The 20,575-nt window shown below is 55.9% G+C and carries 19 protein-coding genes; 11 read left to right on the top strand and 8 right to left on the bottom strand.

Going from position 1 to position 20,575, the window contains the following annotated elements; genetic code table 11:
• Positions 1-2 precede the first annotated feature (2 nt).
• Complete coding sequence (locus Z945_RS0109130; RefSeq protein ID WP_025051800.1) at positions 3-899, top strand: ParB/RepB/Spo0J family partition protein; 897 nt, start codon at positions 3-5, stop codon at positions 897-899.
• Here Z945_RS0109130 and hemW read toward each other — a convergent pair.
• Genes hemW through rph form a run of 3 tightly spaced genes read right to left on the bottom strand, consistent with a single transcriptional unit; the run spans position 896 to position 3,367 of the window.
• Positions 896-2,053 carry a radical SAM family heme chaperone HemW gene (hemW, locus tag Z945_RS0109125; RefSeq protein ID WP_025051799.1) on the bottom strand — a complete coding sequence of 386 codons (1,158 nt, stop codon included), beginning with the start codon at positions 2,051-2,053 and terminating at the stop codon, positions 896-898. The two genes, Z945_RS0109130 and hemW, sit on opposite strands and share 4 nt — an antisense overlap.
• Entirely contained in the window at positions 2,046-2,657 is a 612-nt protein-coding gene (rdgB, locus tag Z945_RS0109120) for an RdgB/HAM1 family non-canonical purine NTP pyrophosphatase (RefSeq protein ID WP_025051798.1), read from the bottom strand. The genes hemW and rdgB overlap by 8 nt, the downstream gene beginning before the upstream one ends.
• Positions 2,654-3,367, bottom strand: coding sequence for a ribonuclease PH (rph, locus tag Z945_RS0109115; protein ID WP_025051797.1), 714 nt, complete (start codon positions 3,365-3,367; stop codon positions 2,654-2,656). The genes rdgB and rph overlap by 4 nt, the downstream gene beginning before the upstream one ends.
• A 141-nt stretch (positions 3,368-3,508) precedes the next feature.
• On the opposite strand from rph, the gene hrcA reads away from it, so the two are divergent.
• Together hrcA and Z945_RS0109105 are read left to right on the top strand one after the other, a co-directional pair.
• The gene (hrcA, locus tag Z945_RS0109110; protein ID WP_025051796.1) at positions 3,509-4,543 is read left to right on the top strand and encodes a heat-inducible transcriptional repressor HrcA; all 1,035 of its coding nucleotides are present in this window, start codon (positions 3,509-3,511) and stop codon (positions 4,541-4,543) included.
• Between the two features lie 9 nt (positions 4,544-4,552).
• Complete coding sequence (locus Z945_RS0109105; RefSeq protein ID WP_025051795.1) at positions 4,553-5,116, top strand: nucleotide exchange factor GrpE; 564 nt, start codon at positions 4,553-4,555, stop codon at positions 5,114-5,116.
• Positions 5,117-5,162: 46 nt separating this feature from the next.
• Here the strand turns inward: Z945_RS0109105 and mutS are convergent, their stop codons facing one another.
• On the bottom strand, positions 5,163-7,784 hold the full coding sequence (gene mutS, locus Z945_RS0109100) for a DNA mismatch repair protein MutS (protein ID WP_025051794.1): 2,622 nt from the start codon (positions 7,782-7,784) through the stop codon (positions 5,163-5,165).
• A 120-nt stretch (positions 7,785-7,904) separates the two neighbouring features.
• Here mutS and Z945_RS0109095 point away from each other — a divergent pair, with 120 nt between their 5' ends.
• The 3 genes from Z945_RS0109095 (at position 7,905) to Z945_RS0109085 (ending at position 12,878) form a co-directional block, all read left to right on the top strand.
• Positions 7,905-9,680, top strand: a complete 1,776-nt coding sequence (locus Z945_RS0109095; RefSeq protein ID WP_025051793.1) for a glycosyltransferase 61 family protein — start codon at positions 7,905-7,907, stop codon at positions 9,678-9,680.
• 70 nt (positions 9,681-9,750) lie between these two features.
• Complete coding sequence (locus Z945_RS0109090) at positions 9,751-12,009, top strand: NADP-dependent malic enzyme (RefSeq protein ID WP_025051792.1); 2,259 nt, start codon at positions 9,751-9,753, stop codon at positions 12,007-12,009.
• On the top strand, positions 12,006-12,878 hold the full coding sequence (locus Z945_RS0109085; protein ID WP_025051791.1) for a ribokinase: 873 nt from the start codon (positions 12,006-12,008) through the stop codon (positions 12,876-12,878). The genes Z945_RS0109090 and Z945_RS0109085 overlap by 4 nt, the downstream gene beginning before the upstream one ends.
• Here Z945_RS0109085 and msrA read toward each other — a convergent pair.
• On the bottom strand, positions 12,875-13,540 hold the full coding sequence (gene msrA, locus Z945_RS0109080; RefSeq protein WP_025051790.1) for a peptide-methionine (S)-S-oxide reductase MsrA: 666 nt from the start codon (positions 13,538-13,540) through the stop codon (positions 12,875-12,877). The genes Z945_RS0109085 and msrA overlap by 4 nt on opposite strands.
• 147 nt (positions 13,541-13,687) lie before the next feature.
• Between msrA and Z945_RS0109075 the strand changes: the two genes are divergently transcribed.
• The gene (locus Z945_RS0109075) at positions 13,688-14,380 is read left to right on the top strand and encodes a sulfotransferase-like domain-containing protein (RefSeq protein WP_025051789.1); all 693 of its coding nucleotides are present in this window, start codon (positions 13,688-13,690) and stop codon (positions 14,378-14,380) included.
• 63 nt (positions 14,381-14,443) lie between these two features.
• Positions 14,444-14,857, top strand: coding sequence for a DUF7282 domain-containing protein (locus Z945_RS0109070; protein WP_025051788.1), 414 nt, complete (start codon positions 14,444-14,446; stop codon positions 14,855-14,857).
• 67 nt (positions 14,858-14,924) lie between these two features.
• Here the strand turns inward: Z945_RS0109070 and Z945_RS0109065 are convergent, their stop codons facing one another.
• Positions 14,925-16,142 (bottom strand): argininosuccinate synthase, encoded by a 1,218-nt coding sequence (locus tag Z945_RS0109065; protein WP_025051787.1) that lies wholly within the window; start codon positions 16,140-16,142, stop codon positions 14,925-14,927.
• 126 nt (positions 16,143-16,268) lie between these two features.
• On the opposite strand from Z945_RS0109065, the gene ilvA reads away from it, so the two are divergent.
• Positions 16,269-17,501, top strand: a complete 1,233-nt coding sequence (ilvA, locus tag Z945_RS0109060) for a threonine ammonia-lyase IlvA (protein WP_025051786.1) — start codon at positions 16,269-16,271, stop codon at positions 17,499-17,501.
• Between the two features lie 10 nt (positions 17,502-17,511).
• On the top strand, positions 17,512-18,318 hold the full coding sequence (locus Z945_RS0109055) for an SDR family oxidoreductase (RefSeq protein WP_025051785.1): 807 nt from the start codon (positions 17,512-17,514) through the stop codon (positions 18,316-18,318).
• On the opposite strand, the gene Z945_RS0109050 is transcribed toward Z945_RS0109055, so the two are convergent.
• On the bottom strand, positions 18,315-18,644 hold the full coding sequence (locus tag Z945_RS0109050) for an Hpt domain-containing protein (RefSeq protein WP_025051784.1): 330 nt from the start codon (positions 18,642-18,644) through the stop codon (positions 18,315-18,317). The genes Z945_RS0109055 and Z945_RS0109050 overlap by 4 nt on opposite strands.
• Positions 18,645-18,791: 147 nt before the next feature.
• Between Z945_RS0109050 and Z945_RS0109045 the strand changes: the two genes are divergently transcribed.
• Positions 18,792-20,075: a PP2C family protein-serine/threonine phosphatase gene (locus Z945_RS0109045; RefSeq protein WP_025051783.1), complete on the top strand. Its 1,284-nt coding sequence runs from the start codon at positions 18,792-18,794 to the stop codon at positions 20,073-20,075.
• On the opposite strand, the gene Z945_RS0109040 is transcribed toward Z945_RS0109045, so the two are convergent.
• Positions 20,063-20,500, bottom strand: a complete 438-nt coding sequence (locus Z945_RS0109040; protein ID WP_025051782.1) for an NUDIX domain-containing protein — start codon at positions 20,498-20,500, stop codon at positions 20,063-20,065. The genes Z945_RS0109045 and Z945_RS0109040 overlap by 13 nt on opposite strands.
• Positions 20,501-20,575 lie beyond the last annotated feature (75 nt).

Below are 20,575 nucleotides of genomic sequence, written 5' to 3'. Positions count from 1 at the left end.
TCATGGCTGATAAACAGGAGAAACGTCGCGGGCTTGGACGCGGTTTATCGGCATTGATGGCTGATGTAGCGGAAACAGAAACAGTTGCGGCGCAGGGGCCATCGTCAGCGGAACAGAAAGTCCCGATTGAACAGATCAGGCCAAATCCAGATCAGCCGCGTAAACGGTTCGAGAAGGACGACCTCACAGAATTGGCGGCTTCGATCAAAGAGAAGGGCGTTATCCAGCCCTTGATCGTCCGAGCTACCGGTGAACAGCAGTTTGAGATTGTCGCAGGTGAAAGGCGATGGCGGGCTGCGCAAATGGCGCAGCTTCACGAACTACCGATCATTATTCGCCAGTTTACCGATGTTGAGGTGCTCGAGGTTGCGATCATCGAGAACATTCAGCGGGCCGACCTGAACGCGATCGAAGAAGCGGTCGGGTATCGCCAGTTGATGGATAAATTCGGCCATACGCAAGAAAAGCTGGCCGAGGCGCTTGGTAAAAGCCGTAGCCATATCGCGAATTTAATGCGGTTGCTCAATCTGCCAGATCCCGTGGTTGATATGGTCCGCAATGGTGATTTGACTGCGGGACATGCGCGGGCTTTGATACCAGCAGAAAATCCGGTTGAGCTCGCGCGTCAAATTGTGGCCGGTGGCTTGTCCGTCCGAGCTGCGGAAGCTTTGGTTAAGAGGGAATCCGCTGGGGAGCCAGCAAAAGCTAAGACCAACACCAGTTCCCAGCGGGAAGAGAAAGATGCGGACACCAAGGCGCTTGAAGGCGATCTGTCCGCAACGCTTGGTATGAAGGTCAATTTGGACCACGCTCCGGGGCAGGAAAGTGGCAAGCTTACCGTGCATTATAAGTCGCTCGATGACCTCGATGCCCTGTGCCGGATACTATCGGGAAGTTAATCCGGCAAAAGGGCTTCGATAACTGCGTTCAACACATTAACCCCCTGATCTGTAACGATTAACTGGGATCCGGACAGGTTTACCATACCGATTTCAATCAGGTGGGCCAGCGTTTCATCCGGAATGCGCTGCCCGCTGATAGTCTCATAGCGATCAAGCGAAATACCTTCCTTTAACCTGAGGCCCATCAGCAGAAACTCTGTTGCTTGCTCGGATCGGGATAGCGCCAATTTGGGCTTCTCAACTTCGCCTACTGCAGCACCGGTCAGCCAGCGGTTCGGGTTGCTGAAACATTCTGTGGCAAACTTGATGCCATTCAGTGTCAATCGTCCATGCGCACCGGGCCCGATCCCGATATAGTCGCCGTAGCGCCAGTAGATCAGGTTATGCCGTGACTGCGCGCCATCGCGGGCGTGATTTGAGACCTCATAGGCTGGCATTCCGAATTCACTGCAAATTTCCTGCGTAGCTTCGAACATATCCGCCCCCAGATCTTCGCTTGGTAGGCCATTCAGCTTTCCCCGGGCATATCTGTCGCCGAAAGCGGTTCCGCCCTCGATGGTCAGTTGGTAAAGCGAAATATGATCGATTGCCAATGTTAGAGCCTCTTTCAGCTCGGATTTCCAGTTTTGAAGTGTTTGATCCTGTCTGCCATAAATCAGATCAAAGCTGACCCGGTCAAAATGCTGTCGGGCAACTTCAAACGCCTTTAATGCCTCGTCGGTGGTATGCAGACGGCCCAGTCGCTTCAGGTCAGGATCATTCAGTGCCTGAATGCCCATTGAGACACGGCTGACGCCTGCTTGACGGAATGCAGCAAAGCGACCTGCTTCGACCGAGCTGGGATTCGCTTCGAGCGTGATTTCAAGATCATTTGCTGTAGGCCAATGCTTGCGAATGGCGTCGATGATCGCCGCGACAGTGTCGGGGTCCATCAAGCTGGGTGTTCCGCCACCAAAGAACACCGCGTTCAGAACGCGCCCTTTGGTCATTGATGCCGCGCGGGCGAGCTCTTTCAGGTATGCGTCACGCCAGGCCGATTGGTCGATGCTGCGACTGACATGGCTGTTAAAGTCGCAATAGGGGCATTTCGCCTCGCAGAAGGGCCAGTGAATGTAGAGCCCAAACCCCCCCTGTTGCCAATCCTCAGTCAAAACAGCCCTTCAAGAGTTTGGCGAAGACATCTGCGCGATGACTGATGCTGTTCTTTTCGGCATGGGTCATTTCCGCAAAGGTCTGGCTAAATCCGTCAGGCTGGAACATCGGATCGTAGCCATGACCCAACTCACCGCGTAAAGGCCAAACCAATGAGCCGGTCACCTTGCCTTCAAACACTTCGTCGTGCCCATCTGGCCAAGCAAGAACCATCGTTGCACAAAACCGGGCACGGCGGGGGTGGGGTGCGTCCAGCTCTTCGAGCAGATTGTGGGTCTTTGTCATCGCCATGAGAAAGTCACGGCCCTTGGGGGTCTCGGCCCAATCCGCCGTATAAACGCCCGGAGCACCATCCAATGCTTCAACCTCGATACCGGAATCGTCAGACAAGGCGGGCATGCCGGTGGCCTTGGCTGCGGCATGTGCCTTGATCCGCGCATTGCCGACAAAGGTGGTTTCGGTTTCATCCGGCTCAGGCAGGTTCATTTCTGCAGCACCCACAACCACTACATCGAAGGGTGCAAAAAGCTCCTGCAGTTCTTCAAGCTTGCCCGCATTGTGGGTGGCGAAAAGAATGCGTTTATCGGTGAATTTGCGGGTCACGCGGTCGCAGCTTTCTGAATCTCGACCAGCTCGGTGACGCCTTTTTCAGCAAGATCCATCAGTTGGTTCATCTGGTCGCGGGAGTATGTTGACCCTTCGGCGCTCATTTGCACTTCGATCAGTTTCTTCGAGCCGGTCATGATGAAGTTGCCATCGACTCCTGCTTCGGAATCTTCGGGGTAGTCCAGATCAAGAACGGGCTGGCCGGCGTAGATGCCACAGCTGATGGCGGCAACCGGATCGACCAATGGATCAGATACAACATCGCCCGCTTTCATCAGCTTGTTCACGGCAAGACGTAATGCGATCCAGCCACCGGTGATCGAGGCGCAGCGCGTGCCGCCGTCTGCTTGCAGAACATCGCAGTCGACGGTGATCTGGCGTTCGCCCAAGGCGACGCGGTCAACGCCGGCCCGCAAGGACCGTCCGATCAGACGCTGTATTTCAACGGTCCGTCCGCCTTGCTTGCCCGCTGCTGCTTCGCGCCGCATCCGTGTGTTCGTGGCGCGGGGCAGCATTCCGTATTCTGCGGTGACCCAGCCCAAACCGGAACCTTTGATAAAGGGCGGCACGCGGTCTTCGATTGTCGCGGTGCACAGCACATGGGTATCGCCCATCTTGATCAAGGCAGAGCCTTCAGCATGTTTAGTGAAGCCAACCTCAACAGAGACAGCACGCATTTCATCGAGTTTCCGGCCAGAGGGACGCATTTGATTTCCTTTTTGATACAGGGCGGGCATACCGCTGCGGGACGACATGTTGCAACCCTGATTGACGTTTGGTGCCCGCGCACCTTTATTAGGACTAACATGGAAAAACCGACACCCGAAACATCAACCCTGCTGCGCGAGATGAACGATCGTTCGCGCGAGGTGTTTCGGCGCGTTGTCGAAGGGTATCTGGCAAGTGGTGATCCGGTTGGCTCGCGGACGCTGACCCGTGAATTTAGCGAAAAGGTAAGTGCCGCCACGATCCGCAATGTGATGCAGGATCTGGAGTACATGGGTGTGCTTGGCTCGCCGCATGTCAGCGCGGGGCGGATACCGACCCAACTGGGTCTGCGCATGTTCGTGGATGGCATGATCGAACTGGGCGATCCGACCGAAATGGACCGGGAAAAGATCGACGCGACCGCAGGCAGCAATGCCACGGATGTCGGCGGTTTGCTTGATCGGGTGGGATCGGCGCTGTCTGGTGTCACGCAGGGTGCATCACTGGTGCTGTCGCCCAAACACGAAGCGCCGATCAAGCACATCGAATTTGTCTCCCTTTCAGCGGAACGTGCTTTGGTCGTTCTGGTCTTCTCGGACGGGCATGTTGAGAACCGGTTATTCACGCCGCCGCTTGGTCAAACGCCAAGTTCGATGCGCGAAGCGGCAAATTTCTTGAACGCAATCGTCGAGGGCAAGACGATCAGCGAAGTGCAGCGCGCCGTCACTCAGGAAATCGCGCAGCGCCGTCAGGAAATCGACACACTGGCCCGTCAACTGGTGGAAAGCGGTCTTGCCCTTTGGACCGGCGACGACGAATCAACCGAGAGACTGATCGTGCGCGGTCGGTCGAACCTTTTGGCAAATGAAGGCGATGAAGCCGATATCGCGCGGATCAAAAGCCTGTTTGATGATCTGGAACGCAAACGCGATATTGCCGAATTCCTTGAATTGGCCGAAGATGGCGATGGTGTGCGCATTTTTATCGGCTCTGAGAACAAACTTTTCTCACTTTCGGGTTCCTCTCTGGTGGTTTCCCCTTATATGAACGCTGATCGTAAGGTGATTGGTGCGGTCGGGGTGATTGGCCCTACACGTCTGAACTATGGGCGGATCGTACCGATTGTGAACTACACAGCACAGCTGGTCGGCAAACTGGTGTCAGACCGCAGCTAGAGGTGAAAGATGGCAGACCCGAAAGAGAACGATTTTCTCGACGATATCGAAACGGCAATGGCGGAGGAATTCGCAGCCGAAGAAGCCGAGATCGACGATGAGGATCTTGAAATTGATCAGCTGCGCGCAGAGCGTGATCAGCTGAAAGACCGCTTTATGCGCGCGCTTGCGGATGCAGAGAATGCACGCAAACGGTCCGACAAGGACCGCCGCGAGGCAGAGAACTATGGCGGGTCCAAACTGGCCCGCGATATGCTTCCGGTCTACGACAATATGAAGCGTGCGCTTGAAGCGGCGACTGAAGACCAGCGTGCGGTTTCCGGCCCGTTGCTCGAAGGCGTCGAGCTGACAATGCGCGAATTGCTGAGCGTATTTAAAAAGCACGGTATTGATGTGATCGCACCCGAAGTAGGCGACAAGTTTGATCCGCAGCATCATCAGGCGATGTTCGAAGCACCTGTCCCGGGAACAAAGGCCGGGGATATCATCCAGGTCGCTGCCGAAGGCTTCATGCTGCACGACCGTCTTTTGCGCCCTGCACAGGTTGGCGTCTCGTCGCAACCGGCGGGCTAAGCTGCTGGTTCAGCACTACGGTATATAAGGCCAAAAAGAGAGGCGGTCAGGTTTTGGCCGCCTCTTTCAATTTATAGAGCAGATCAAGTGCTTCACGCGGCGTGAGTTCGTCCGGGAGGATCTTTGCGAGCTGCGCTTCGACTTTCGACCCTTTTGCGGGCTGGGGTGGCGGCGGCTGCATCGCTGAAAAAAGTGGGAGGTCGTCGATCAGTGTTTTCTGCTTCGCCCCGCCTTCCCGCTCACCTTTTTCCAAAGCATCCAGCACAACGCGTGCGCGGGCGATGACACTGTCCGGCAAGCCGGCAAGTTGGGCGACCTGAACACCATATGATCTGTCGGCGGCCCCTTTGCGGACCTCATGCAGGAAGATCACATCGCCTTCCCATTCCTTCACTGTGACAGTCGCGTTTTCCACGCCGTCAAGCTTGGCGGAAAGGGCCGTCATTTCGTGGTAATGAGTGGCAAAGAGCGCGCGGGATTTGTTCACATCGTGCAGGTGTTCCAGCGTTGCCCAAGCGATTGACAGACCGTCGTACGTGGCGGTGCCTCGGCCGATCTCATCCAGGATTACCAAGGCTCGATCATCTGCTTGATTCAGGATCGCCGCGGTTTCGACCATTTCGACCATGAAGGTCGACCGACCTTTGGCAAGATCGTCCGAAGCGCCGACCCGGCTGAACAGCTGGCTGATGATCCCGATATGCGCGGAGGTAGCGGGCACAAAGCTGCCCATTTGCGCCATCAATCCTATCAGCGCGTTCTGCCGTAGAAATGTCGATTTACCCGCCATGTTCGGGCCGGTCAGCAACCAGATATTTGCGGTATCTGCGTCAGCGCTCAAGTTGCAGTCGTTTGCAACAAAGGGCGACCCGCCTTGTTGGGCCAGTGCACGTTCCACGACGGGATGGCGACCGCCCTGAATGTCAAAGGCGCGGCTGTCATCGACCTTGGGGCGGACCCAGTTTTCATCGATCGCAAGGTCAGCCAGCGACAGCGCTAGGTCAATCTCTGCAATGCCTGTTGATGTTTGAGAGATCGCGGCGCTTTGGTCGAGGATTGCAGATCTTAGCGTTTCATAGAGCCGCTTTTCTATCTCAAGTGCGCGATTCCCGGCATTGAGAATTTTGGTTTCCAGCTCGCTTAGCTCTACCGTGGTAAAGCGGACTTGATTGGCGGTTGTCTGGCGGTGGATGAACACCTCGGAGAGGGGTGGGGACAGCATGCGTTCAGCGTGCGTCGCAGTGGTCTCGATGAAATAGCCAAGGACGTTGTTGTGTTTGATCTTGAGCGATGAAATCCCTGTGTCAGAGACAAATTTCACCTGCATGGCCGCAACGACGCTGCGGCCTTCGTCCCGCAACTTCCGCGCCTCGTCCAGTTCTTCGTTAAAGCCACTTGCGATAAATCCGCCGTCGCGCATCAGCAGGGGTGGCTCGGCAATCAGTGCTTCGTCCAAAAGGTCGTTCAAAGCATCATGGTTCGCTAGACCGGTTGCGGCCGAGGCCAGAAGGTCGGGCAGGTCGATCTGCGACAAAGTTCGATGGAGGTGAGAGGCTTGGGTCAAGCCGTTGCGCACGGCGGCAAGATCGCGGGGGCCCCCGCGATCAAGAGCCAGACGTGATAACGCGCGATCCAGATCAGGAACTTTGCGTAGGGTTTCGCGCTGTTCCTGGCGGATCCGACTGTGCTCACACCCGAAACTGATCGCATCAAGCCGTGCGGTAATCGTTTCCAAAGTGCGCGAAGGGCTTGAGATCCGCTGTTCAAGCAACCGCGCTCCGGCCGCTGTGCTTGTGCGGTCCATCAAAGCCAGAAGTGATCCGGCTTTGCCGCCATTCAGCGCATGGGTCAGTTCCAGATTCCGCCGTGTCGCAGTATCGATCTGGACGGAGCGCGCTGCATTTTCTTTCTGTGGAGGACGCAGCAGGGGCAGCTTTCCCTTTTGCGTGATGTCGAGATAGTCGATCAACGCCCCCATCGCGGAAATCTCTGCGCGTTCGAACTGTCCGAAAGCATCGAGCGTCGCTATTCCAAACAGCGTGCATATGCGGTTTTCGGCGCTAGTGCTGTCAAAAGCAGAACGTGCCAGATCTGTTACCGAGAGGTCGAATTCAGAGACTAAATCGGCGACTTTCTCGCGCCCCGCCTCTGATACAATCAGTTCTGAAGGCCTGAGACGGGCGAGTTCCGGCCCCAAGTTCAGCAAAGTGAGTGGCATAACGTGAAACGCACCGGTCGAGATGTCGACCCAGGCGAGGGCGCCTGCTTCTCTCACCTCAGAGTAGCACGCCAGATAATTGTGCCGCCGCGCCTCGAGTAATGTGTCTTCGGTCAGTGTGCCGGGGGTCACCAGACGGACGACCTCACGCTTGACCACGGATTTCGATCCGCGTTTTTTGGCTTCGGCCGGGCTTTCCATCTGTTCGCAGACCGCCACCCGAAACCCTTTGCGGATGAGTGTCAGGAAGTAGCCTTCGGCAGCATGTACCGGGACGCCGCACATCGGAATGTCCGCGCCGTCATGTTTGCCGCGTTTGGTCAGCGCAATATCCAATGCGTCCGCGGCAGCGAAAGCATCGTCAAAGAACATCTCGTAAAAATCGCCCATCCGATAGAACAGCAATGCATCGGGATGGTCGGCCTTGATCTCAAGGTATTGCGCCATCATCGGCGTGGTCTTTGCGTCGCTCACCCGGTTCTCTCCCTGTGCCGCCCTTTCTGTACAAAACCCCGCCCCGCAGTGAAAGAGGCGTCCGGCCAAGCTTCTCGGTAGACGGGTAGCGCTTTCATGGTAAAACTAGAGAAAACCGAGCAAATGACAGGCCAACAGCCCGTGCGCAATAAAATCGACCTCACGTTACCCCCCGATGTTCTGTTTCTGAATCCCTGGCGGGATCCGGGGTTTCGGATGCTGGGTGAGCCTGAGTTTATCTGGCGTCCTTTGCCGAATGCGCGGATCGAAGGCTTTGCCGCCAGCGCCCATCCCGAGGTCAACGACAAGATCAAACAGGTCCTGCAGACTGCACGCCGGGCAAAGAGATTTCGGCAACCGGTGGAGTACAATTCCGTTCCGGTCATTCTGGAGAAGGCCAGTTTTCGCAAGTCATTCGTGATGGCCCGGGACAGGGTTTTGCTGAGCGGTGCGTCGGGGACGCGCGCTGTGAACCGGTATCGACGGGACAATAACGACGCCGGTGTCGATGCGGATGCACGGCTTGAAGACTATTTCGAGACCTGTCGCGAAAACAATGCAGGCAAAGAGGTACCGATATATTCCGGCCTGCTAGAGCCTGATATTCCCTTTGTCGTCGAGTGCCGCAATACGTTCAACTACTTTCATTTTATCACTGAATCCTTGTGCCAGCTGACCATGCTGGACGGCTTGGGTTTCCAAGGGAATATCTTTTTCCATTTTCCCAATCAGGAAGACAAGCAACAGCCATTTGCCAAAGCCTTTGTCGACGCCTTGTTTCCCGAGTACGAAGGCCGCGTCTTTTTCGAACGGGCACCGAAAGACTATTCGCGGGTTCTGACAGCATACGACCTGATCGGCGGCCATTATCAGGCTCCTATCGACGATCTTGCAGGCATGAACGATCTTCTGCCGGAGCCGATTGCCGAGAATGGAGGGGCTACGTCGCTTGAACTACGGGTGTCTCTTAACATGAACACAGTGAACAGCAGCCTAATTGCACTGCGTCAGCGTGCGCATCGGGCGATCGAGGGCGGCAATTTCGACCATCTTCCTAAACGGTTTTTCGTGGGGCGGGACACAAGGTTCAGCCGAGAAAGACACCTTGAGGGCGAAGAACTGTTGTTCGACCACCTTGCGCTGTTCGGGTTTGAATACGTCGTGTTTGAAAATCTCTCTCCGCTTGAACAGATCGCCCTTATGGCGCGCGCCGAGATGATGGTTTCGTATCACGGAGCGGGCTTTACCAATATGCTGTTCGCTGGGCCGCAAACCTATGCGATCGAGATAGGAACGCTTCAGACAGCGCAGATCAGATGGGGCGATTTTTGGCCTCTGGCTCTTGCGTCGGGGTGCAAGTACATAAACTTTTTCGGTGACTTTAAGGCAGAAGACCCTTTGTCAGAGCCTGATTTCGAAGCCGATGGTATCGTTCCGGCTTCCTTGTCCAAAGCTGCAATAGCACAGATTGTGGGTCTTATCGTTACGCTTTTTGGTCAATACCCGGATTTGAAAAGACCGCGCGCTTTGGCGCAACTTGCCAGCGAAGTCCTGCAGGTTGGTGGGGCCGAACATGCTGTTGGGCTATTGGAAAAACACAGCGCTATGTTACCAACAAGTGGACGGCTGTGCCTGATTAAAGCGGATTGCCACAAGGAGCTGGACGAACCGAAATCGGAGTTGGTCGCGCTTGATATGGCGCATAAAGCTGACCCGGGGCGATGGCAGACATTGGTTCGAATGATTTGGTGCGCCAAACGGTGTGACCGTCCCCAGGTCATCAGATGGGCGCTGGCGCGTCTGAAAATTGACTTTCCCCAGCGCCATGACAACTTTTTAAACAATCACGAATGGGTCCGATACGTCGCGTGACGCGCGCGCATTATTGTGTGCCTTGGCGAAGATAGATAGGTTGCGGCAAAATATAAGGAACACCCGGCCCGTGACCAATAACAGAATTACCGACGAAGAAGCCCTCGCCTTTCATCTTGAGCCGACACCCGGCAAGTTCGAGATTTCAGCGACCGTGCCGATGACCACGCAGCGCGATCTGTCCTTGGCCTATTCTCCCGGTGTTGCGGTGCCCTGCGAACGGATCGCGGAAAATCCGGAGCTTGCTTATGATTACACCAACAAGGGTAACCTGGTGGCGGTGATCTCAAACGGGACGGCCGTTCTGGGTCTCGGCAATCTCGGGGCGCTTGCGTCCAAACCGGTGATGGAAGGCAAGTCGGTTCTGTTCAAGCGGTTCGCTGATGTAAACTCTATCGATATTGAGCTGGATACCGAAGATACCGAAGCCTTTATCAATGCGGTGCGTTTGATGGGCCCGACATTCGGGGGCATCAACCTTGAAGACATCAAGGCACCCGAGTGTTTCATCATTGAACAGCGGCTGAAGGAAGAGATGGATATCCCTGTCTTCCATGATGACCAGCATGGCACTGCGGTGATTTGCGCCGCCGGACTGATCAACGCGCTGCATATTTCCGGCAAAAAGATCGAAGACGTGCGGATCGTTCTGAACGGTGCGGGTGCGGCCGGGATCGCCTGCCTTGAATTGCTCAAGGCGATGGGGGCAAGCCACAACAATTGTATCATGTGCGATACCAAAGGTGTGATCTACCAAGGGCGTACCGAAGGTATGAACCAGTGGAAGTCTGCCCATGCAGCGAACACCGAATTGCGCAGTCTGGAAGAAGCGATGTCAGGCGCGGATGTCTTTCTAGGCGTCTCTGTCAAAGGGGCGGTGACGCCGGCGATGGTGGCGAGCATGGCGGACAATCCTGTCATTTTCGCCATGGCCAACCCTGATCCTGAGATTACGCCGGAAGAGGCGCATGAGGTTCGGATGGACGCGATTGTCGCAACCGGGCGCAGTGATTACCCAAACCAGGTGAACAACGTATTGGGCTTTCCCTACCTGTTCCGGGGCGCGTTGGATATCAACGCACGCGCGATCAATGACGAGATGAAGATCGCCTGCGCCCACGCCTTGGCCAATCTTGCCCGCGAGGATGTGCCGGATGAGGTGGCCGTTGCCTATGGCAAGACGCTAAGCTTCGGGCGCGACTATATCATTCCAACGCCTTTCGATCCGCGTTTGATCCACCGGATTCCGCCTGCGGTGGCAAAAGCTGGTATGGAAACGGGCGCGGCGCGACGCCCGATCATCGACATGGACGCCTATGAACTGACATTGAAGTCGCGGATGGATCCGACCGCGAACATTCTGCGCGGCATCAATGCCCGTGCGCGGGCCAATCAGGCGCGGATGATCTTTGCCGAAGGGGATGATCCGCGCGTGTTGCGTGCTGCGGTCACCTATCAGCGCTCCGGTCTGGGCAAGGCACTGGTTGTTGGTCGACCAGAAGATGTGAAGACGAAGCTCGAAGAAGCCGGGATGGCCGATGCGGTGCGCGAATTGGAGGTGGTCAATGCCGCCAAGACGGATCACCTCGATACCTACAAAGGGTTTTTGTATAATCGTTTGCAGCGGCGCGGGTTCGACAACAAAGACATCCACCGGCTTGCCGCGCGGGACCGGCATGTTTTTGCGGCGCTGATGCTGGAACACGGTCATGGTGACGGGCTGGTCACCGGGGCGACGCGAAAATCGGCACATGTGTTGGAGCGTCTGAACCATGTGTTCGAGGCGAATGCCGAACATGGTGCGGCGGGCTTTACCGCGCTGCTGCACAAAGGTCGGATCGTGTTTATCGCGGATACGTTGGTGCATGAATGGCCAGATGAGAATGACCTGGCCAACATCGCTGAAAGTGGTGCTGTAGTGGCTCGAAATCTCGGGTTAGAGCCACGTGTGGCTTTCGTCAGCTTCTCAACCTTCGGCTATCCGGTGTCAGAGCGCGCAGAGAAAATGCATCGCGCGCCTATGGTGCTGGATGAACGCGGTGTGAATTTCGAATACGAAGGCGAGATGACCGTTGATGTTGCGCTGAACCCGGCTGCGCAAGCCCAATATCCGTTTTCACGCCTGACTGGTCCTGCGAACATTTTGGTGGTTCCGGCGCGGCATTCGGCCAGTATTTCAGTGAAGCTGATGCAGGAAATGGCTGGCGCAACGGTGATCGGCCCGATCCTTACCGGATTGGACAAGAGCATTCAGATCTGCTCGACCACCTCAACTTCGAACGACATCTTGAATATGGCGATCCTGGCGGCGTGTAAGGTCGGCGAATGATCTGGAACCTCGGCTCTATCAACGCGGACAACTTCTATTACCTAAGCCGTCTGCCGGGTGCCGGTGAAACCATTGCCGCCGATCGTTTCCATCAAGGCTTGGGCGGAAAGGGTGCCAATATGTCCGTTGCTGCGGCGCGTGCGGGGGCGCGGGCCGTTCACATCGGTGCAGTCGGCAAGGACGGCGCATGGGCGATTGAACGGCTGATGGAATATGGCGTGGATACACGTCATATATCTGTGGTTGATACGCCAACGGGGCATGCCAACATCGCGATTGATGCCGCTGGGGAGAACAGCATCGTTCTATATCCCGGTGCCAACCACGGTATTACAGATCAGATGACCGGGGCGGCCTTGGCCGAAGCAGGGCCGGGTGATTTTCTGCTGATGCAGAATGAAACAAACGGACAGGGCTGTGCTGCTCGGACGGCCCGCACCCTGGGTCTGCGGATTGCCTATGCCGCAGCGCCGTTTTCACCCGAGGCGATCAGGACATTGGCGGATCAAATTGATTTGTTGGTGCTGAATGGCGTTGAGGCCGAACAATTAGAAACTGCTTTAAAGCGCGACCTAGCCGAATTGGGGATCCCGAATATAGTTGTGACACTAGGGCAAGACGGCTGCAAATGGGTCTCTAACAAAGGGTCAACACCGCAAAGTTTTTCCGCTTATGATGTCACTGCAATAGATACGACCGGGGCAGGGGATACTTTTACCGGTTACCTGATTGCCGGTTTGGACCGTCACCTTTCCATGCCGGATGCAATTGATCTGGCTTTGCGGGCAGCGGCACTCATGGTGACACGCGAAGGGACGGCAGATGTGATCCCGGATCTCAAAGACATCCAGGACCACGATTTCACCTAGTTCACAAAAGGTGCAGCAGAGCCCCAAAGCTGTTTCACCCGGGCATCGCGGCCACATCCCTTGCGATAACGTTTGTATGCGGTGGATTTTTTGACGCCGACACCAACAGATGTCAGAACCAGACGTTCACTGCTTTTGTAGTAGTCCTGGTGATAGGCGTCGGCGGGATAAAATTTCGCACTGCCAAGAATCGGCGTGACGATCTTTTGGCCCAACGCCGCTTCGGCTTCGGATTTTGCACGCTCTGCTGCAGCTTTTTGCGCCCCATCCGCAGGAAAGATTGCGCTGCGATAGCTTTCGCCGCGATCGCAGAACTGGCCGCCGGCATCTGTCGGGTCGATCGATCGGAAAAAGAGATCAAGCAGCGTATCCCGGCTTACGACATCTGGATCAAACTCAATCTGGACCGCTTCATAGTGTCCGGTGCCACCCCCCGTAACCTGCTTGTAAGTGGGATTAGCCGTCCGCCCGCCAGCAAATCCGGACACGGCTTCTTTGACGCCCTTTACGGATTCGAAGTCAGATTCGACACACCAGAAGCAGCCCCCTGCTACAGTAAGGGTCTCTGTTCCGGCTGCTTTGGCAGTAGTGCTTTGTGCGCAAAGGCCGATGGCGATACACCCGGCCAAGGCGACGGTCTTGATCGTTGAAAGATGTTTCATATCAGTCTCCTGTTTGCGACTACGCTGCGCCTGCGTTTATTGTTCTGCAAGCCACTCTTTCGCGCCTCACGCGGTGGTGAAGTGACTTTACCACTTGGCGCGGCTTCGTAACATTTCTAGCGTCAGCGCAGAAATCAGGAGAACCTCATGCGCATAGCGATGTGGTCCGGGCCACGTAATCTGAGTACGGCGATGATGTATAGTTTCGGCGCGCGGCCGGACTTTGCCATCATGGACGAACCTTTTTATGCGCCCTATCTCGCGCAAACCGGATTTGATCATCCGATGGCCCAAGAAATTATCGCAGCGCATGAAACAGACCCTAACAAGGTCGGTATCGCCTGTATGGCCGATGACGCGCCGCATATCTATATGAAGCACATGCCGCATCACATGCTTGACGGCTTCCCGATGGATTGGGCCGAAGATTGTGTGCATGTTCATTTGATACGACATCCTGCACGGGTCATCGCAAGCTATGCGGCAAAGCGCGAGGCGCCGACGCTAGAGGATATCGGATTTGTCCAGCAAGCAGAAATCTATGGGAAATTTGGCGGCGTGGTAGTTGATAGCACTGATGTTCGTGCCGACCCACCAAACATGCTGCGCAAACTTTGCGACGCGATTGAGCTTCCGTTCGATCCCGCGATGTTGCACTGGCCAGCGGGTCCGCGACCCGAAGATGGTGTATGGGCGGCGCACTGGTATCCATCGGTTCATGCCAGCACAGGATTTGCCGGGGCCGAAGGGCCGCTGCCCGACATCGGGCCGGAATTGTCGGGTGTTCTGGAAAAAGCGATGCCGTTCTACGAGAAAATGCGTCTGGATCGACTCGTCTAAATCTTTCTTTGAAACTTTTCTGTTCTCTCTGACGTGGCTTCGTCATCCAAGGAGGAACTGAAAATGAAATTGCTTACAACAACGACCCTTGCACTGACCCTTGCTGGCGGCATGGCGATGGCAGCAGGTCACGCGATGCCAATGGTCGAGGCGTCGAATCAGGATGTGTCAAACGGCGTCGTAAGTGCCGAGAAAGTTATGGCCGGCGAAAACGGTTGGCTGGTTGTCCACCGGACGGACGCCGAGATGAAGCCTGGCCCCGTGGTGGGCTATGCGCCCTTGCGTGCGGGCGAGAACACCGATGTTGCCGCGATCCTTCAGGAAGAAGTGAATTCCGGCGAAATGCTGATGCTGATGGTCCACGCCGAACAAGGCGGGATGAAGACCGGCGTGTTTGAATACACACTGGGCGCCAAAGAAGATGGCCCGATCAAGCCGGATGGCAAACTTGTCATGACGGTTGTCACAGCGGAATAAGTTCCGCTGTGCCTGTCTGTGACGCGTAACGAGTGCGAAGCCCGGACCGAAAGGTTCGGGCTTTTTTTTATTTGAGGCGCTTGTCGCGGGCCGCCAACAATTTCAGCCGCAGTGCGTTCAGCTGGATAAACCCAGCCGCGTCTTTCTGATCGTAAGCGCCTGCGTCATCCTCAAAGGTCACATGCGCTTCGGAGTAGAGCGAATGATCCGACCAACGGCCCACGGTGCGGACATGCCCTTTGTATAGCTTCAAGCGTACGGTGCCTGTGACATGAGTCTGGCTTGCGTCGATGGCCGCTTGCAGCATCGTGCGTTCAGGGCTGAACCAGAACCCGTTGTAAATCAGCTCGGCATAGCGCGGCATCAATTCGTCTTTCAGATGCATGGCACCGCGGTCCAGGGTGATTGATTCAATCCCACGGTGCGCTTCAAGAAGCAGCGTACCGCCCGGTGTTTCGTAAATGCCGCGCGATTTCATCCCGACAAACCGACCCTCGACCAGATCAAGTCGGCCGCAGCCATGTTTACCGCCCAATTCGTTCAAGCGTGTAAGGATCGTTGCGGGAGACATCGCCTCGCCATTGATCGACACGGCATCACCCCGCTCGAAACCGATCTCCACGTATTCGGGTGTATCCGGTGCATCTTCTGGGGCGACAGTACGCTGATACACATAATCAGGCGCGTCGATGGCGGGATCTTCCAACACTTTACCTTCGGACGAGGTATGCAGGAGGTTCGCATCCACACTGAAAGGCGCCTCGCCGCGCTTGTCTTTGGCGACGGGGATCTGGTTCTTTTCAGCGAATTCCAAAAGCTTTGTCCGGCTGGATAAATCCCATTCACGCCACGGCGCGATCACTTTGATATCGGGGTTCAGCGCATAGGCGGCCAGTTCAAATCGCACCTGATCGTTGCCCTTGCCTGTCGCCCCGTGTGCCACGGCATCGGCACCGGTTTCTTCGGCAATCTCAACCAATCGTTTTGAGATCAGCGGGCGCGCGATGGATGTGCCCAGCAGGTACAGCCCTTCGTACACGGCATTGGCGCGGAACATAGGGAAAACGAAATCGCGCACAAATTCCTCGCGAACGTCTTCGATGTAAATCTCTGACGCGCCCATCATTTCGGCCTTGGCGCGGGCGGGCTCAAGCTCTTCGCCCTGACCCAGATCAGCGGTAAAGGTCACAACTTCGCAGCCGTATTCGGTTTGCAGCCACTTGAGGATGATTGAGGTATCAAGGCCACCGGAATAGGCAAGCACGACTTTCTTGGGCGCGGACATCGGACGTCTCCTTTGGGATATCAGAGGCGAGGTATCGGGTTTTGCAGGGACGGGCAAGGCGCTGGGCCGCGTTGACCAATGCCTTTGACGCCCCTAACGATGAGGAACAGTCAAAGGATGGGCGGTATGAGAGAGAATTTCCAAGCGATGGCGACATTGGCAGCGGCCAAGATGCGCCCGGTTTTTCCCGCCACCCCGCTGTTGCGCAACGAATTGCTGTCCGAGCGGTTCGAAGCCGATGTCTATCTTAAGCGCGAAGACCTGAGCCCGGTACGATCCTACAAACTACGCGGGGCGTTTAACGCCATGCGCAAGGTGATCCCGGATCAGTCGCTCTTTGTCTGCGCATCAGCGGGCAACCATGCGCAGGGTGTCGCCTTTATGTGTAAGCACTTCGGGGTCACAGGCGTCATCTTTATGCCGGTTACAACGCCAGAACAGAAAATCCTGAAGACCCGGATGTTTGGCGGGGAGTCTGTCGAAATTCGCCTTGTTGGAGACTACTTTGATGCGTCCCTCGCTGCGGCGCAAAAGTTCAGTGCGGAGGAGGGCGCGCATTTTCTGTCGCCTTTTGATGATGAAGACGTAATCGAGGGACAGGCCTCTGTCGCGGTGGAGATCGAACAGGAGTTGGGACGGGTGCCGGATCACATCATCCTGCCGGTCGGCGGTGGCGGGCTGTCCGCGGGCACATACAGCTATTTCGGAAATGAATGCGGCTATACTTTCGTTGAGCCTGCGGGTGCCAAAAGCCTCGCCGCAGCAATAGCCGAAGGTGCGCCTGTCGATGTGTCGCCAGTAAATACTTTTGTAGATGGTGCCTCGGTTGCCAAAATCGGTGCCCGTACGTTTGAGCGGTTAAAGACAATCAATGCGGATGACGTGATTGCCCTAGAGGAAGACCGCATTTGCGCGACGATTGTCGAGATGCTGAATGTCGAGGGGATCGTGCTGGAGCCTGCCGGTGCACTGGCGATCGAAGCGCTGGGCGAAGTGGCAGAGCGTATCAAAGGAAAGACGGTGGTCTGTATCGCGTCGGGCGGAAATTTCGATTTCGAGCGTTTGCCAGAGGTCAAAGAACGGGCGCAGCGCTATGCCGAGTTGAAGAAGTACTTCATCCTGCGTCTGCCCCAAAGGCCGGGTGCCTTGCGCGACTTTCTCGATACACTTGGACCGCACGACAACATCACGCGCTTTGAGTACATGAAGAAATCCGCGCGCAACTTTGGCTCTGTCCTGATCGGGATCGAAACGGATCAGGCGGGGAATTTTCCTGCTATGTTTGAACGCATTGATGCAGCCGGCTTTACCTATACTGACATCACCAATGACGAAACATTGGCACAATTTGTGATCTAGGGAGACAGCGATGAAATTTGAGGGAAGCTCGGTTGTGATCACCGGGGCGGGCAGCGGCATTGGCGCAGCACTCGCCCGTCGTGCGGCGAAAGCGGGCGCGAAAGTCTGCGTTTCCGATCTTGATGCCGCCAAGGCAAAAGCTGTTGCGGACGAGATTGGTGGCATCGCTGTCGCATGTGACGTGCGCGATGAAGCACAGGTTCAGGCACTTATCGCGCAGGCATCCGAAGCCTTGGGTGATGTGGACATATACGTCTCTAACGCGGGGCTGGGTAGGGGTGATCCCAGCCATGCGGCCTCGCAATCCAATGCGGATTGGACGTTGAATTGGCAGGTTCATGTCATGAGCCACGTCTATGCCGCACGCGCCTTGCTGCCGATGATGATGGAGCGTGGTTCCGGCCATCTCGTGAATGTTGCCTCCGCGGCCGGGCTGCTTAGCCAAATTGGCGATGCGGCCTATTCCGCGACGAAACACGCCGCCGTCAGCTTTGCTGAATCCCTGGCAATTTCGCATGGCGGGGATGGTATCGGTGTATCGGTGGTCTGTCCGCAGTATGTTGCGACGCCCCTTTTGGGTCTTTCGGATGAGGATGCACGCGAAGGATTGCTGACTGCCGATGATGTAGCGGAGGCGATTCTTCTCGGCGTGGAAGCAAATCAGTTTCTGATCCTGTCTCACCCGCAGGTACAGGGGTATGCGATCCATAGGGCCAAAGATCACGACCGTTGGATCACGGGAATGCAGATGTTACGGGGCAAAGCGTTGGATACCTTCGGTGCCGTCGATGTCGCGAACTTCTACAAGCTTGTCTAGGCTGCGAGCTGTTGCTTGTATTCTGACAGAAAGGCATCTTTGGATAGCGCGTAGCAAGCCAGTATTGGCTCTATGATCACGGCAGCTGCGTTCTTTTGCGCAGCATCTTCGCCTTCTTTGCACATCGCCGCAAACTGCTCAAAGCCAAGCGTCAGCGCACTTCCTTTCAGGAAATGCAGATCTTCGCCCAACGTTTTGACATCCTGCGCAGATGATACACGCTGGATCGTCTCGGCAACTTCTTCGAGGAACAGGTCGACAACCTCGTCAAAATCCTCTGCGCCAATTTCATCCTGAAGTTCACGCAACCTTTGCCAATTTATCATGCGTACCGTCCTCCTGACGGCGCAATATGCGCGTTGTAGCCTTAACAAAGCTTCATCAAAAGGTGGGGCTTTATGCGGATTTCGATCTTTCACCTTGTCTTAAGTCTGCTGTGTGATTGATGCGTTTTCAGCCGCTTTAGGAAAAGTATGGCCCAAAGGCATCTCAAGACCGCCCTGCCGGAACCGAACCCTCCAACGGCGCAACCGCACCATATTCTGATTGTCGATGACAGCCGGATGCAGCGGCATATCCTCTCCAGAACACTGGCGCGATGGGGTTTTACCGTGACAGAGGCGGCAAGCGGAGAGGACGCGCTTGCACGGTGTGCGGAAACCTTTCCCGATCTGATCGTAAGCGACTGGATGATGCCCGGCATGTCAGGCATCGAATTTTGCGAAAAGTTCAGAGCATTGTCCGGAGACCGCTACGCCTATTTCATTCTGCTGACCTCAATCAGTGAAAAAAAGGAGGTAGCACGGGGGCTGGATTCAGGCGCGGACGATTTCCTGACCAAACCTGTGGATTCCAGCGAGCTGCGCGCGCGGATAACGGCGGGAGAACGCATCTTGCAAATGCAGCGCGAGCTTGCGGCGCAGAACCGGCTGATCAGTGATACGTTGGCAGAATTGCAGCGGGTTCATGATCTGCTGGATAATGACCTGCTTGAGGCGAAGAAACTTCAGCAATCGCTATTGCGCGAGAGGCATCGCGTCTTTCCAGAGGGAGAGCTTTCTTTGATGCTTCGGCCTGCGGGGCATGTGGGGGGCGATCTGGTCGGGTTCTTCCCGACCGACGATGCCCAGCTTGGGCTGTTTGCGATTGATGTCTCCGGTCACGGCATCAGCTCTGCGTTGATGACAGCGCGGCTGGCGGGGTATCTGTCGGCGACCTCTTCGGATCAGAACATCGCACTGACCTTGCAACCGGATGGTACCTACCGCACCAGACCGCCCGCGGAGGTCATCGCCACGTTGAATGATCTCGTTCTAAACGAAATGGAGACAGAGCATTACTTCACCCTGCTTCTTGCTTTTGTCGATATGGACAGCGGTATGGTCACCATTGCACAGGCGGGGCACCCGCATCCGGTGATCCAGCGGGCAGATGGCAGGATCGAGCAAACCGGTGCCGGCGGCTTTCCCGTAGGGCTGTTGGAGCAGGTTCCGTTCACGCAGTTCGACGTAAAATTGGAACCCGGGGACAGGTTGCTTTTGTTGTCCGATGGCGTGACTGAATGTCCCGATCCGCAAGGTGTCATGCTGGGGGAAGAGGGGCTGGAACAGATCATCATGCGCATGCACGAGATAACGGGCGAAGCTTTGCTGGATGGTCTCATCTGGGAGCTTGCCGATTTTGCCAAGACAGAGGATTTTCCCGATGACATATCGGGCATTCTGTTTGAATTCAGAAATCCGGCTCAGCGCAAGTAGTGCTTTAGAAACATTCTGTCCCCATCATTTCCCAAAGCATCTATGGCTTCAGCGGGGCTCAATAAAAGGGTCTGATGATCTGGCTCAATGGGATCAATGATATGCCGTGCGGGACGGGCGACATAAACATGGCACAGCTTTTCAGCCCAAAGGTCATATTCGGGCATGAATACAAACCGACGGAAGGCACCCAGTCTACGGGGCTTCGTGATGCTCCACCCGATTTCCTCGCGGACCTCGCGAAACAAGCCTTGAAGCGGGGATTCGCCGGGATCAATGCCGCCACCGGGCAGTTGCACGTCGAAAACCGGGTCCATCTGTGCGGTCAGCAAAATGTTCGTGCCGAGCGGTAGAATGGCATAGGCACCGGGCCTAAGTTTATAGGTCCTGTTCCGCTTTGGCGGCTTGCCCATCCGTCTGATCATCCCGTCCCCCTTTATACGCGGCTTGCTGCGCCTATATAGACGCGGTATGCCAAGCGGCCCGAAGTAAGGAAACCC

Source organism: Sulfitobacter noctilucae (assembly GCF_000622365.1).
Lineage (GTDB): Bacteria > Pseudomonadota > Alphaproteobacteria > Rhodobacterales > Rhodobacteraceae > Sulfitobacter > Sulfitobacter noctilucae.
This window is presented reverse-complemented; position numbering and strand designations above follow the sequence as displayed.

Excerpts from the sequence above, each read along its gene's own strand:
- Z945_RS0109130 (WP_025051800.1), top strand. The coding sequence starts at position 3 with ATGGCTGATAAACAGGAGAAACGTCGCGGGCTTGGACGCGGTTTATCG.
- rph (WP_025051797.1), bottom strand. The coding sequence starts at position 3,367 with ATGCGTCCCTCTGGCCGGAAACTCGATGAAATGCGTGCTGTCTCTGTT.
- hrcA (WP_025051796.1), top strand. The coding sequence starts at position 3,509 with ATGAACGATCGTTCGCGCGAGGTGTTTCGGCGCGTTGTCGAAGGGTAT.
- Z945_RS0109105 (WP_025051795.1), top strand. The coding sequence starts at position 4,553 with ATGGCAGACCCGAAAGAGAACGATTTTCTCGACGATATCGAAACGGCA.
- mutS (WP_025051794.1), bottom strand. The coding sequence starts at position 7,784 with ATGATGGCGCAATACCTTGAGATCAAGGCCGACCATCCCGATGCATTG.
- Z945_RS0109095 (WP_025051793.1), top strand. The coding sequence starts at position 7,905 with ATGGTAAAACTAGAGAAAACCGAGCAAATGACAGGCCAACAGCCCGTG.
- Z945_RS0109085 (WP_025051791.1), top strand. The coding sequence starts at position 12,006 with ATGATCTGGAACCTCGGCTCTATCAACGCGGACAACTTCTATTACCTA.
- msrA (WP_025051790.1), bottom strand. The coding sequence starts at position 13,540 with ATGAAACATCTTTCAACGATCAAGACCGTCGCCTTGGCCGGGTGTATC.
- Z945_RS0109075 (WP_025051789.1), top strand. The coding sequence starts at position 13,688 with ATGCGCATAGCGATGTGGTCCGGGCCACGTAATCTGAGTACGGCGATG.
- Z945_RS0109070 (WP_025051788.1), top strand. The coding sequence starts at position 14,444 with ATGAAATTGCTTACAACAACGACCCTTGCACTGACCCTTGCTGGCGGC.
- Z945_RS0109065 (WP_025051787.1), bottom strand. The coding sequence starts at position 16,142 with ATGTCCGCGCCCAAGAAAGTCGTGCTTGCCTATTCCGGTGGCCTTGAT.
- ilvA (WP_025051786.1), top strand. The coding sequence starts at position 16,269 with ATGAGAGAGAATTTCCAAGCGATGGCGACATTGGCAGCGGCCAAGATG.
- Z945_RS0109055 (WP_025051785.1), top strand. The coding sequence starts at position 17,512 with ATGAAATTTGAGGGAAGCTCGGTTGTGATCACCGGGGCGGGCAGCGGC.
- Z945_RS0109050 (WP_025051784.1), bottom strand. The coding sequence starts at position 18,644 with ATGATAAATTGGCAAAGGTTGCGTGAACTTCAGGATGAAATTGGCGCA.
- Z945_RS0109045 (WP_025051783.1), top strand. The coding sequence starts at position 18,792 with ATGGCCCAAAGGCATCTCAAGACCGCCCTGCCGGAACCGAACCCTCCA.
- Z945_RS0109040 (WP_025051782.1), bottom strand. The coding sequence starts at position 20,500 with ATGATCAGACGGATGGGCAAGCCGCCAAAGCGGAACAGGACCTATAAA.